At 34.4% G+C, this 13,077-nt stretch carries 8 protein-coding genes and 6 pseudogenes; all 14 read left to right on the top strand.

What is annotated here, in order from left to right:
- The first annotated feature begins 11 nt into the window (after window positions 1-11).
- Window positions 12-275 (top strand): hypothetical protein, encoded by a 264-nt coding sequence (locus CXY28_RS05485; RefSeq protein ID WP_001177716.1) that lies wholly within the window; start codon window positions 12-14, stop codon window positions 273-275.
- 11 nt (window positions 276-286) lie between these two features.
- Window positions 287-522 (top strand): annotated as a pseudogene (locus tag CXY28_RS05480) (hypothetical protein).
- Window positions 522-3,099, top strand: a pseudogene (locus CXY28_RS05475) (VirB4 family type IV secretion/conjugal transfer ATPase). Before CXY28_RS05480 ends, CXY28_RS05475 begins: the two co-directional pseudogenes overlap by 1 nt.
- Window positions 3,096-3,236, top strand: a complete 141-nt coding sequence (locus tag CXY28_RS08770; protein WP_000789926.1) for a hypothetical protein — start codon at window positions 3,096-3,098, stop codon at window positions 3,234-3,236. The pseudogene CXY28_RS05475 and the gene CXY28_RS08770 overlap by 4 nt, the downstream one beginning before the upstream one ends.
- Window positions 3,229-4,364: pseudogene (locus CXY28_RS05465) on the top strand (VirB8/TrbF family protein). Before CXY28_RS08770 ends, CXY28_RS05465 begins: the two are co-directional and overlap by 8 nt.
- Complete coding sequence (locus CXY28_RS05460) at window positions 4,361-6,016, top strand: TrbG/VirB9 family P-type conjugative transfer protein (RefSeq protein WP_100976944.1); 1,656 nt, start codon at window positions 4,361-4,363, stop codon at window positions 6,014-6,016. The pseudogene CXY28_RS05465 and the gene CXY28_RS05460 overlap by 4 nt, the downstream one beginning before the upstream one ends.
- Window positions 6,013-7,221 carry a DNA type IV secretion system protein ComB10 gene (locus tag CXY28_RS05455; protein ID WP_100979855.1) on the top strand — a complete coding sequence of 403 codons (1,209 nt, stop codon included), beginning with the start codon at window positions 6,013-6,015 and terminating at the stop codon, window positions 7,219-7,221. Before CXY28_RS05460 ends, CXY28_RS05455 begins: the two co-directional genes overlap by 4 nt.
- Window positions 7,205-9,421 (top strand): RGS domain-containing GTPase-activating protein, encoded by a 2,217-nt coding sequence (locus CXY28_RS05450; protein WP_100979853.1) that lies wholly within the window; start codon window positions 7,205-7,207, stop codon window positions 9,419-9,421. Before CXY28_RS05455 ends, CXY28_RS05450 begins: the two co-directional genes overlap by 17 nt.
- 12 nt (window positions 9,422-9,433) lie before the next feature.
- Window positions 9,434-10,396, top strand: a complete 963-nt coding sequence (locus CXY28_RS05445) for a hypothetical protein (RefSeq protein WP_100976946.1) — start codon at window positions 9,434-9,436, stop codon at window positions 10,394-10,396.
- 16 nt (window positions 10,397-10,412) lie between these two features.
- Complete coding sequence (locus CXY28_RS05440) at window positions 10,413-10,688, top strand: hypothetical protein (RefSeq protein ID WP_100976947.1); 276 nt, start codon at window positions 10,413-10,415, stop codon at window positions 10,686-10,688.
- A gap of 4 nt (window positions 10,689-10,692) precedes the next feature.
- Window positions 10,693-11,636: pseudogene (locus CXY28_RS05435) on the top strand (CpaF/VirB11 family protein).
- Entirely contained in the window at window positions 11,633-12,151 is a 519-nt protein-coding gene (locus tag CXY28_RS05430) for a replication regulatory RepB family protein (RefSeq protein WP_100976948.1), read from the top strand. Before CXY28_RS05435 ends, CXY28_RS05430 begins: the two are co-directional and overlap by 4 nt.
- Window positions 12,148-12,681: pseudogene (locus CXY28_RS05425) on the top strand (type IV secretory system conjugative DNA transfer family protein); the annotation flags it as partial. The gene CXY28_RS05430 and the pseudogene CXY28_RS05425, both read left to right, overlap by 4 nt.
- A 269-nt stretch (window positions 12,682-12,950) precedes the next feature.
- A pseudogene (locus tag CXY28_RS08620) lies at window positions 12,951-13,077 on the top strand (helicase); the annotation flags it as partial.

Below are 13,077 nucleotides of genomic sequence, written 5' to 3'. Positions count from 1 at the left end.
AAGAAGTCCCCATGCAATTAGTTGGTATTTCAGTTTCTAATCTCAAAGAAATCAGCTCCAAAGAAAAATTTCTTTGGCTCAATGCTAAGAGTTTTTTACTCTCAGGATTTGTGCCTTTTATTATGATACCTTGGCTAGATATATTGAACTCTTTTGTGCTTTATGTGTGCTTTCTCTTAATTTTTAGCATAGCGGAGTTCTTTGATGAAGATATAAGTGACATTTTAATCGCTCATTCCAAAATTAAAACCAAAGCTAATTCATTTTACGCTTAAAAGGAAAAAATATGCAAAAAGAAGTCTTAGTAGAAAAACCTAATCCATTAACCATTTCTTACAACTTAGAACAAGCTATCTCTAGCTTAAAATCAAGTGTGAATGCGTTAATGAAAAAAGAAGCTTATTTAGATGCCTATATTCTTGTTACTAATATTAGAAATATTGTAGATGAGTTGCATAAAGAAGTTGTTTTAGCTAATCAAAGCAATAAAACACCCCTAAAAGAAAAAGAAAGTCTTCTTAATGTTAGAAAGCGCCCTTAAATATTGCAAGGAAAAAGCCATAGACCTTTTAGCAGGGTTTGTGCCAAAAACCTATTCTATGGCACAGGAGTGCAATATTTTAGGCTTGTATGATGATACTTTCATTATTACCAAACAAGAAAATCTAGTAGGCATTATATCCTTACAAGGACTAAGCTATTCTAATTTAATGCAAAAAGACTTAGAGGGCTATTTTGATACTAGACAAAATGTTCTCAACACCATTAGTAAAGACATTCAATTAAGAATTGTGGCTAAAAGGCGTAAGGAATTTATCAATCAAAGTCCAAATATTGACAATATTTATGCCAAAGCTATTATCACACAATTTGAAAGCAAGGAAATCTATAAAACAGAGTATTTTTTAGTGTTTGAAACTATCACTTCTAATGTCAAGTCTTTCTTTGAAAAAAAGAAATTGGAAATGACTACTTCAATTAATGAAGAGTTAGAAGAAAGCTCTAAAGAAGATAAACAAGAGAATGAAAATAGCTCCAATGAAACTCATTCAAACACAAGCTCTAAAAAAGACAAGAAAAACAAGTTCAAAAAAAAAGATAACCTTTAGCACCACAAGTAAAAGAGCCTTACTCATTCAAACCATAGAAAGAGTAAAAAACGCTCTTAAAGAATTTAAACCCACTTTACTAAATTCTAAAGAAGTATTAAATTTCTACGCAGAATACATCAATGGCAAATACATCGCCTTTAATCCTAAATTAAAGCGATTAAGCGATAGCTATATTGCATCTAATGTGCATTTTAAGAAAGATTACTTTGTCATTGAATTTCAAAATCAAAACACCTTTTGTGCGTGTGTGGGGATTAAGGCTTATGAGAGCGAAGAAATTTCTTCGCTCCCTATATCTACTCTTTTACACACCCAAATTGAACTAGATTTAATCTTTCATATCCGCTTTTTAGGGCAATTTGAAAGCCTGAATTTTTTAAAAACTAAGAAAAAGCTCACGCTTTCTAAAATAGTAAAAGCTGATATTGATAATTATATAGAATTAGTGCAAGCCAATCGTTTGAGCATGCAATAGTGTGCTTTAAACTTAGTTATAAGGGCTAAAAGTAAAGCTAAATTAGACAAGTCTTTAAAAGAGATTTTATCCTTGCTTAATAATGCTGGACTAGGCAGTGTTACAGAAACTATAGGGCTAAAACCATCTTATTTTTCATTCTTCCCAAATAACGCCAATATCAACCCTAGAATGAGACATCAAACTTCCCAAGTCATAGCATCTTTGATTTTGTTTGAGAAAAATAATACAGGTTTTAGAGCAAATTCTTGGGGGGATATGCCCTTATCTGTGTTTAAGAACCTAGACCATAGCCCTTATTTGTTTAATTTTCATAATCAAGAAGTCAAACATAAGGGCGTGTTAGCCCACAATGTCGCACGAGTAGTGGGACATACCATGATTATAGGAGCAACAGGTGCTGGTAAAACCACACTCATTAGCTATTTGATGATGAGTGCCTTAAAATATTCTAACATTGATATTTTAGCTCTTGATAGACTAAATGGTTTGTATTCCTTTACCAAGTATTTTGATGGGATTTATAATCAAGGCGAAAACTTTCATATTAACCCTTTTTCATTAGAAGATAGCGCAACTAATAGAGCCTTTTTATTGCATTTTTATGCCCAAATGGCAAAAGTGGATAGTTATGATGACCATAAGGATAAAGTAGAAGATAGAACAGCCCTTTTAAATGCTATTGATACGATGTATAGAAATTATAACGATGAAGTCAAACAAGCCAAATTTAGCAACCAAGAATTACCCCTTCCTTTTGATTTAAAAGAGTTTGTCAATGCCATTGTTAAAACCAATACAGACATTTTAGATAGTAGTTTTGAAGACTATTTAAAATCTTCCTTATTTTCTAGCCGAATGGATAGTCTAGATTTTAAAACCCGTATTAGCACCATAAATACCGATAGCATTTTACATAATGATGATGACGCTGGGCTTTTAGCCTACTATGTCTTTCATAAGATGATTGACAGAGCCTTAAAAATCAATCGTGGGTTTTTATGCTTTATTGATGAGTTTAAGTCTTACGCTCAAAATGAAATGATGAATAAAAAAATCAATGAAATCATTACTCAAGCTAGAAAGGCTAATGGGGTGATTGTTCTAGCCTTACAAGACATTAACCAACTAAGCGAAGTGAGAAACGCTCAAAGCTTTATAAAAAATATGGGGCAATTGATTTTGTATCCCCAAAGAAATATCGATACCAGAGATTTAAACGATAAATTTGGCATTAGACTAAGCGATACAGAAAAACATTTTTTAGAAAACACCGCCGTTAATGAATACAAAGTCTTACTCAAAAACATGAATGATGGCTCATCTAACATTATAGATGTGAGCCTAAGTTCTTTGGGTAATTACCTACAAATCTTTAGCTCTAATTCTAGCATGGTAGAACACATTGATAATCTCATTAAGCATTACCCTAAAACTTGGCGAGAAGTCTTTGTGAGTAACAAACACGAAAATTTTGATGACAAAAAACACTTAGAAAAGGTGCTTAAATGAAAAACATCATGCGTTTAGTTTTTGTGATAGTGGCTATGTTTCTATGTGCATGCTCAGAGAAATTCATAGAAATGAAAAAATCCCCTTGTGCGTTAAAGGACTTAAACAACTCTTTTTTAAGGGGGACACATGTCTAATTTGCAAGAACTTAGAGAGCATTTAAAAGAATTAGAAATTCCTTTGAAATAGGCTCTTTTACTAAAGAAAATATTAAAGAATACGCTAAATGCTTTTTTATGAGTTTAAGCATGTTTTTAGAAGAACAAGAAAAAAACCAACAAGAAGAGTTTTTAGAGCAAGATACCAAAGAAAATCAAGAAGAGCTCATTAAAAGCATTCAAACAAGCATTGCTAAAAACCAAGAGTTAGAAAAAATCTCTTTTGAAAAATGGGAGAATAAAATTCAAGAAAGGGTTTTGCATAAGTTAAAACGCATTGTTACGCATAAGTTGCAAGAAAGTATCACATCTAGCATAAACACGCAATTAGAGAGTTTTAAAAAAGATGAGTTAGATTTATCTAGCGTGTTTGAAATCCAAAGAAAGAACACTCAAATAGCGTATAGATTAGCTATAGGGGGGCTTATAGGTATCATTGCTTTAAGTATAGCCATTTTTATTATGATGCCCTTAAAAGAAAACACGCCTTATTTTATAGACTTTGCTAATAGCGATAAGCATTTTGCTGTGGTGCAAAGAGCGGATACCAAAGTAGATTATGGCGAGGCATTTTTAAGAAATCTAGTCGGCTCTTACATTACAGCTAGAGAAACTATCAATCATATTGATGACAAAATCCGCTTGAATGAAACCATAAGAGATCAAAGCTCTGAAGAAGTGTGGAAAACTTTAGAGCAGTTAGTATCAGGCAAGGGCAGTATCTATTCTAACTCTAATATGGATAGAGAAATTAAAATCATCAATATTTCTATCTATAAGCAAGGCAAACAACAAAATATCGCTGTAGCAGATATTGTAGCTAAGGTCTTTGATAAAGGCTATTTAATCTCTGAAAAACGCTACAGAGTGTCTTTAATCTATCACTTCAAACCCCTTATTCAATTTGATTATAGTTCTATGCCTAAAAACCCTACAGGCTTTATCGTAGATAAATATTCCTTGAGTGAAATCGCAAGCATTAAAGCCCTAGATAAGACTTATAAAAAAGTGGAAAGACCCCATTCTAAAATTGAATACAAAAAACAAAATCCAACTAACCCCCAAAACAACCCAGCTAATATGCCTAATAATAAGGAAGAACAATGATTAGGGCATTTAGGGGAATTAGTTTTACTTTATCGCTCTTAGCTCCCTTATTAGCAGAAAATAACATTCAAAATTATAATGAGCCTATGGATTATTCAAAAGGCGATGTTTCCTTACAACCCTTTAATAACCAGACTAACCAAGAAACACAACCTAGCACTAACTACAACACACAGCCTAATTCTATGCAAACACCTATGCCAAATCAAAACCCTTATTCACAACCCACTACACCTATACAAAATAACCAACCAAATAACACACAAACTCAAACAATGCTAAATAACGCCAAGCAATTCACTAATAACGCTCTTAATAACACCAAGCAAACTATCACTAACGCCACTAATTATGTTAATGATAAACTCACCTCAAAACCTAATGATGCGCCTATTAGTGCATTTAGTGCTAATAGCCCTTATGCAAATAAAGAAAACTCCAAACAAACTCAAAAGAGCGATGAAGTTTTAAGCGATGATAATAGCGATGAAGATAATTCTTTAAAACCTATGACAAACTTCAATGCCATCCAAGCCAATTTTTTTGCTAAAAATCGCTCTATCAAAGATAACGCCCAATTTATCCACTACACCATAGGCGATACTTTCAATATTCGCCTAAGATATGCTATGACAACCACTTTTATTTTTGATGAGCCAATCGCACAAGTGGTTCTAGGCGATGATATAGGCTTTTCTACTAAAATGCTTGGCGAAGATAAAGAGCATTTAATTTCTAATATCTTACTCATTAAGCCCTTGCAAATTGGCGTAGATAGCAATTTAACTATTATTGGAAAAAGCGGTAAGGTCTATAGCTTTTATATGTTTTCAACCACATATACTAGCTCTAAAAACCCAGCCTTAATGGTGTATATTTCTTCTAAAGAGTATTTTAAAAATTTCACTACCACTAAGAAAGAAATCAACAAAGAAAATAAACCCACTCATAGCACCCAAAACAAAGACATTAAAACAAGCCATAATGTCCCTAAAAAGATAACTAAAAAATCACCAAATATTAAAGAGCAAAACCCACTTACAAAATCTAAAAACCCTACTACCACTAAAATAGCGTTAGCAAATGCTCCCATTTCTTTAAATCGTTTCAAATCCCCTAGCTATCCACCTAGTAACGCTTTAGCTAATTCTAGAAAGGCTTCAGAAAATTTTAAAGTGATTAGCAATCAAACTAAAACTTTCAAAGAGCATAGACACAGCCAAGATGAAATGAAATATGTGGATTACTCCGCCAAAATCAAAGATGATGGCAAATTCATTAAAATTGGGGACAATGTCAATCACATCTATATCAACAAGAAAAAAATGGAATATGGCTATGTCATTATAGACAAGAAAAAACGCAAATGGTATTGCTTATGGATGTGTAAAAAGGTTGTCAAATCCAAATACAAAGATGATTTACCCACTCAAATCTTTAATGATGAGCAATTTACCTATTTTAAATTTAACCGCTCTAATGCTAGAAGTAAATTCCCTGTAGTTTATAAAGTTATAGATGGCTATGATAATCCTGTTAATAGCAGAGTAGTAGGCGATTACTTAATCGCTGAAGATGTCTCAAATCAATGGAATTTAAAGCTTGGTAAAGCCTATCTTTGTATAGAAAAGATAGCAAAGAGGGCAAGATGAAACAATCCTTGCTTAAAAAGATAGGCTTAGGTGTTGGGGGCTTTGTTGTTTTAATGGCATTAGGATTGCTTGCTAATAAAGGCTCAAACAATAACAATAAAGAAGAAATCTTTCAAGTAAGTGAGAGTAAATTCCCTTTAAGTGATTATTTCTTTGAAGAAGTCAAAGAAGAGCCAAAAGAAAAAGCCAAAGAAACACCAGAAGTAACTACCCAAGAGCCTACAACACAAACTAGCCCCAATCCTAGTGTTTCAGCTAATCCTAACATTAAAGATTATAGTCATCTTAACAACAATCTTAATCAGCAAAATAATACTATCACGCATTTACAACAAGTTTTACAAAGCCTCTCTAAAATAAAGCCTAAACCAAAGCATACTAAAGAGCAATTAGAATTTTTAAACACACGCCTTAAACCTTTAGAACCAACTAAACCAGCCACTAAGCCTGAGACGGAATATGGCGTGGATAGTTTTACTAATTTAAAATATAAAGACATCGGCACTAATGAGCATAAGCTTTTAAGAACCATAACCGCTGATAGAATGATACCAGCCTTTTTAATCACGCCTACTAGCTCTCAAATTGCTGGAAAAGTAACCGCCCAAGTAGAGAGCGATATATTTGCTTCTATGGGTAGAGCGGTGCTAATCCCTAAAGGTTCTAAGGTTATAGGCTATTACAATAATAACAATCAAATTGGACAATACCGCCTTAACATTGCTTGGACTAGAATTATCACGCCTCAAGGCATAAACATCATGCTCACTAACGCAAGGGGGGCTGATGTGAAGGGTTATAATGGCTTAGTAGGCAAATACATTAGCCGAAACTTTCAACGCTATGGTATCCCCTTACTCACTAACACGCTCTCTAATGGTCTTTTAATAGGAATTACTTCAGCCTTAGCTAATAGGCAAAATAGAAAGGGTGATGGCAACCCTTTTTTTGGGGATTACTTGCTTATGCAACTCACTAGAAATACAGGCATGGGCATCAATCAAGTTATCAATCAAATGCTAAGGCAATATGGAGCGCAAAACCCCATTATCATCATTAGAGAGGGGAGCAGAGTGTTTATTAGCCCTAATTTAGACATCTTTATCCCTAAACCAAAAGATGGGGAGGTTTTAGCGGAGTTCTTTAAAGAGAAAAAACCCCCAATCAAAACAAAAGAGGAAATTAACAATGAAGAAGAAATCTAATGTGTTTAAAATTTTAATGAGTTTATGTGTAGCACTTTCAAATAGCCATGCTCTTGTCATTCAGACTATGCAAGATTGGAATTTAAGAAAAAATAGCGAATTTAAGGCTTTAGTTGTTGTGGGTAATAAGGTGCAAGAAAATACCATTGCTATGGGTAATTACAAGGTTTCTAAAAACAGAGCTAATCTTTCTATTAGTGTAACTCATATTAAAAAGGGCAATGATTATAAGACCTTACAAAGCCCCCCAAACGCCATTAAAGAAATTAAAAGCAAACTGGTTCTTAAAAAAGGCACAAGGATTGTCTTAGGCGGTGAAAACGATAGTGAGATGTCTAATGCCATAGGGGTGAGTAAAAGTGCGTATGTCTCTAGTAAAAATGGCAAAGGTTTTAGTGGGAGTGGGGCAAGTGGCATGGGATATGCAAGTGGTTATGGAGGCACAAGCAATAACGCTGGCTCTAATGGCACTTCTGGTAATAATGGGGCTAAAGGGGAAAATGGAAGTAGTGGAGCAAATGGAGCTAATGGCACAAGTGGTTATCAAGGCGTAGGCTCTAACCCATTCCCCCCAATTGCTGGGAGTGGAAATGGCTCTAGTGGGAGTTCTAATAGTGGCTATACCCCCTTTATGAGTGGAGGCGGAGGTATAGGAGGTATGGGAGGGGGCTTTATTCCTTTCCCTTATTCCCCCGGACTTCAAAATGGTAGTGGTGCTAATGGAATTAATGGCACTAATGGAATTGATGGCACAAGCGGAGCTAATGGGAGTAATAGTGCTAATGGAGGCACTGCTAGTGCAGATAGCCATTATACCAATGAATTTTGCACCGCTCCTATTAGAAATGGCAATACGATGAATATAGACATTGTGGATAGAAATGGCTCTTTCTTTAAAATGCAAGCTTTTAGAAATGACAATGTCTGTCAATACAACTACGACTTTGAAAATATGAAAGCCATTAAGCAAACACAATTTTATTTTATCAACAGAGAAAACAAAAGTATTAACATTGGGGGTTGTGTGGATTTATATGGGGAGCAATTTGAATTTCCTATGTATGAAGATGCCAATAAATGCAAGCTAGATACCACCACTAATAAAGGCTATGGAAGTGGCATGGCAAGTTTTTTTCAAACAGAAATTTTATTTCGTGGGCTTGATAACTTAATCCATGTAGCTAAACCTTGCACTGATTTTGCAAATGTGCAAGAACAATTAGTTAAATACAATAATGACCCAAGCACTCGCACTGTTCAAAGAGTGATTAATCAATACTATATTAACCCCATTACTAAAGAAAAAGTCTTTATCAGTCATGATGTGGTTAGTCCTTTAAAATTTAGCTACCAAACTTATGTGTGCGGTAAATGGCAGTTTGATAACGCTAAATTAGAGGCTTATCGCCCCACTCAAATTCGTATCTTTGATACGGTGTCTAACCAATACTACAACGTAACAGGCTGTGATTATACTTCTGACATGGGTAAAGTGCCTAAAATTATCCAACCTTATACCAAAATCAATGTAGAAAGTAGCGTTAAAGGCGAAGATGTAGGCGATTTAGACACTATTAGTGGCTCAAATTATGATTTGCAACAATATACCACTTTTGAAATTCAAGAAATGTCTTTAAATAGCAATCAATTGATAACCACTTCTTATTGTAATGATGGATGGGGGTCTTGGACTAAAATACACAGCTATACAGGCTATTCTCAAGGTAATTTACGCACCCTAGCTAAGTGGGTTACACGATATCAGACTATCAATCAAGGCACTACGATTGGATATATCCGCCCTAGAAATGAGGGCGATAGTGATGCTGTGTACGACACCTATAAGTATTACTATGTCTCACAAGCTCAAAAAACACTCAAACGCTTTCCATCCACTATCTATGTGAATACCCCTAATTTAAGCGATGAGTATCGCAAAAATTTTGAACTCACTGTATTAAGCCAAAAGCTTAATCTCAATAATGGTGTTAAACAACTCATTAACACACAAGAATTTACCAATTGGCAAGCGACTTATTATCGCCCTAATGGGAATGGCAATCTTTGTATGAGTTATAACTTTAGCTCTGGAAATGCTTGGAAATCTAGCACTAAGGGTAAATATTGCTCATGGGCACAGACGCCTAATGCTAATTACTCATGCGCTTCGCACAACAATTGGGTTGTCCCAAACAATTAAGAAAGGAAAAAAATGAACACTAATTTAAAGAAAGCCTTGTTTTTAACTACTCTTGGTTATTTGCAAGCTAATGAGGGCTTTTTAGCCATTATGCCTGATGAAAATAAACAAGAAGACATTTCTCAAGAACAGAAATTAGAACACAAAATGGAGCAAAAAATTGCTCCACAAAATACCCTTAAAAAGCAACAATCAGCTCCTTTACAGAGTGCTGAGTTGTTACAAAGTCAAGTTAAAAGAGAAGTTAAAGAGCAAAAAAAGTCTCAAAAACACCTAGTAGCTATGCAAACTAAAAATGGCTTTTTCTTAGGCTCAGAAATTGCTATTACAGACACAAGTTTAAAACAAAGTTTAAGCTTTATTTCTAATGCTACAAATGATTTACTCACTTATAGCAAGACTTCTAAAAACGCTAATTTTAATATGGGACTATTAATAGGTTATCAGCATTATTTTGGAGCTAGTAAAAGGCATGGGATTAAAATCTTGAGCCATTTGTATGGAGGCACACCTAGTGATGTAAGCACAGACATAAAAATTTACAAATCTAAAGTTAGCGCTAATTACACGCCTTTAAATTTTGGCATAGATGTGAAGTATTTGTTTGATTTTTTAAATGTCATTAAAAAGAACCGCCATACACTAGGATTAAGTGTGGGCTTTGGCTGGCGTATGCAATATTATTTTGCAAAAATAGACCCCATAAAAACCAGCCATAGTGAGTTTATCACTAATAAACCTAAAGATATTTTTAATCATGGTTTTTATCCCACTATTGGACTACATTATTACTTAAACCATCATCAATTTGAAGTGAATTATCGCTTTGGAGGAGCAATTAACTATCAGTCAGTTGTGCCTAGCAAAATTGTCGTTCAAAACGGGAACTTTAAGGGCGAGGTCTTGTTTTCTAATTTTCTTACCAAAGCGACTAATTCTAGCTACATAGCGTTCAACTACGCTTATTTATTTTAATTTTAAGGAGCCAATGATGTTAGATGAAATCACGCAAGAAAACGAGTTAGAAATTAACTCCAATAATCAAAACCAAGAGCCAAAGGAAGTAGAAAAAATGCCATTGAATAATATTCAAAAAGCTAAGGAATTAAAAAACAACGCCAATTTAATTGTTCGACGCACTAATGAGTTAGATAAGGCTATCAATAAGCGTGAAAGCTTGCAAAGAGAGTTTGGAAGACGCATTAAGCACTTGGATAACAAGATTGAAACGCTTAGTAACAATATTGAAGAATTAAAAAGAAAGTAATTCTATGGACTTAGACAAACTCAAAGATTATAGGGCTTTAAGAAACGCTATTTTAAGGCTATTGCCTTATTTAGATAGCGGTATTACAGAGCTAATTATGAATAAAGAAAAAGAAATTTGGCTCTATAAGCTTAATGGAGTAAGAGAAAAAGTCTTTGATGAAAATTTAGACAAAGCCTTTATTCTGGGGTTTGGGGAACAATTAGCGAGTTTTAGAGATTTGTTTTTTAATGCTAATTACCCCACCCTTAATACTTCCATTCCTACTTCTAGATACAGAGTGAGCATGAACCACTTTGCTATTAGTGCGGATAATGAATTGAGTTTGAATATTAGAGTGCCAAGTGATAAAAAGTTTGATTTAAAAGCTTTCAAGCTTTCTAGTATCTGTCAATACGATTATGAGTATTTACAAAACTTAATGATTGAGGGCAAAAACTTACTCATTAGTGGAGGCACAGGCAGTGGAAAAACGAGTTTTTTAAACGCTAATTGAGTTTATCCCCAAACACACACGAATAGTAAGCGTTGGAAGATAGCGAAGAATTAGATTTAAGAGCGTTTGAAAATCATAAATCCTTGTTAGTGGATAAAGCTGAAAGCTCTAAATTTACCTATGAAAACGCCTTGAATATGGCAATGAGAATGTCTCCTGATAGGCTTATGGTAGGCGAGATTGACACACGAAATTCCATGCTCTTTTTAAGATTTGGAAACACTGGGCATAAAGGCATGGTTTCTACTTTACATGCAGATAGTGTGCATGGGGTTATAGAGGCGATTGCTTTAAATTTACAAATGAATAAAAGTGGTTTAGATGTCAATGTAGCAAAAAAATTCTTTAAAAGCAGTGTGGATATTGTCGTTCAAATTGTATTAGATAAAGCCACTAACACCAGATACATTCAAGAAATCTTACCAGCAAAAGATTTAAGAGATAGCCTATGAAAAAATATCAAAACAAACGAAAGCTGGGTAAGCGTATCAATTGCTTTATTTCAAATGAGTGTAAAGATATTTTAGAAAACTATTTAAAGGTCAAAAAGCTTAGTGTTACGCAGTGTATAGAAAATCTTGTATTAGGGCTAGACCCTAGCAAAGAAACGCTAAAAACAAAAGAATTTTATGAAAGCTTGTTTAAAGTCATTAGTATCAATCAGCATGTCTATAGAGAACTCATTGCTAATAGTAATAATCTCAATCAATTAACTAAAAACACTAACATTGCCATTAAGTATAACAAACCCTTTTATTTGCAGAATTTAGCATTCTTAAAAGAGATTTTTAAGGTTATGGATACACTTAATAAAAATGTAGAAGAGTGTAAAAAAATCTCTTTGGAATTATTACTTCAAATTTACAAAGAACAAAAAAGCCAAACAGAATTTAACGCCATTTCAAAAATTCTCAACGCTCTTAATGAAAAACAATCTACTACTGAGCCAAAAAAGGACAACGCATGAAAATGCAATTTGTGAAGGCTTTTTGCGTGCTTTTCAGCATTTTACTTATCCCCTTATTTTTTATCTTGGCAAATTATTACACTTTTGATGCCTTAAAGTCGTTGAGACAGGCTTATTTCTTTTCTCAAAGCGTGTTTGTAGGGCTTTATCATGGGGCAAGCATCTTTGATTTAAAATTTGAAGTCTATCTTACTATGCTAATCTCTTTAATGCCCTTTGTGGCTACGATTTATATCAATTTCCCAAAAACCACAGAAACTTCGCATGGCTATGCGAGATGGGCTAATGTTAAAGATATAGAATGCTTTAAAATTTTTAGCAAAGAGGGCTTTTGTAAAGTGGTGCATAGATTAGGGGTGCAATTTGATAATGGCTTTATTCTAGGTAAATTTGGTTTTCCAAAGCTTAGAAATGTGTGCTATGACAAGCCCTTAGGAGCGATGATTGTTGCACCCCCTGGTGCTGGAAAAACTGCATGTGTGGCTTTGCCAAATTTATTGACTTTGCCTAATAGCTGTATTATCACTGATAGTGAAGTGCCCAACCGCTAAAGACGATTGGGCTTCCTAGGCTGATGTTGCCCGTAGGGAGAGTTTGGTTCTCACTCTGTGTCCCTATAGTAGGGATTTTACAGAGTTTGAGCTCCAACGCATTCCCTATAGGTCTCACACATCATATCTCCAAAGGCGTAACTTTGCGCACTTCCTACGCTAGATACGAATGTATGGGGATATGATACCATGAATTGGTAGCATTCATCCCAAACACTAAAGATATTTGGGATTTCTGCTTTGGGTGGTTAAAGCACAACCCCCACTTTGTGCCTAAAGTGTATGGGGATAAGCCTATCAATGTGGTGGCGAAAAGAAGCGAAGAAGTGGCTCAATTCATTGGCGTGGCTGATGAAAATGGCAAATATAATGAAG

The organism is Helicobacter pylori, from assembly GCF_002832345.1.
Lineage (GTDB): Bacteria > Campylobacterota > Campylobacteria > Campylobacterales > Helicobacteraceae > Helicobacter > Helicobacter pylori_CP.
This window is presented reverse-complemented; position numbering and strand designations above follow the sequence as displayed.

What these genes read in the sequence shown, in the direction of transcription:
- CXY28_RS05455 (WP_100979855.1), top strand. Translation starts at nt 6,013, where the DNA reads ATGAAACAATCCTTGCTTAAAAAGATAGGCTTAGGTGTTGGGGGCTTT.
- CXY28_RS05460 (WP_100976944.1), top strand. Translation starts at nt 4,361, where the DNA reads ATGATTAGGGCATTTAGGGGAATTAGTTTTACTTTATCGCTCTTAGCT.
- CXY28_RS05450 (WP_100979853.1), top strand. Translation starts at nt 7,205, where the DNA reads ATGAAGAAGAAATCTAATGTGTTTAAAATTTTAATGAGTTTATGTGTA.
- CXY28_RS05430 (WP_100976948.1), top strand. Translation starts at nt 11,633, where the DNA reads ATGAAAAAATATCAAAACAAACGAAAGCTGGGTAAGCGTATCAATTGC.
- CXY28_RS05445 (WP_100976946.1), top strand. Translation starts at nt 9,434, where the DNA reads ATGAACACTAATTTAAAGAAAGCCTTGTTTTTAACTACTCTTGGTTAT.
- CXY28_RS08770 (WP_000789926.1), top strand. Translation starts at nt 3,096, where the DNA reads ATGAAAAACATCATGCGTTTAGTTTTTGTGATAGTGGCTATGTTTCTA.
- CXY28_RS05485 (WP_001177716.1), top strand. Translation starts at nt 12, where the DNA reads ATGCAATTAGTTGGTATTTCAGTTTCTAATCTCAAAGAAATCAGCTCC.
- CXY28_RS05440 (WP_100976947.1), top strand. Translation starts at nt 10,413, where the DNA reads ATGTTAGATGAAATCACGCAAGAAAACGAGTTAGAAATTAACTCCAAT.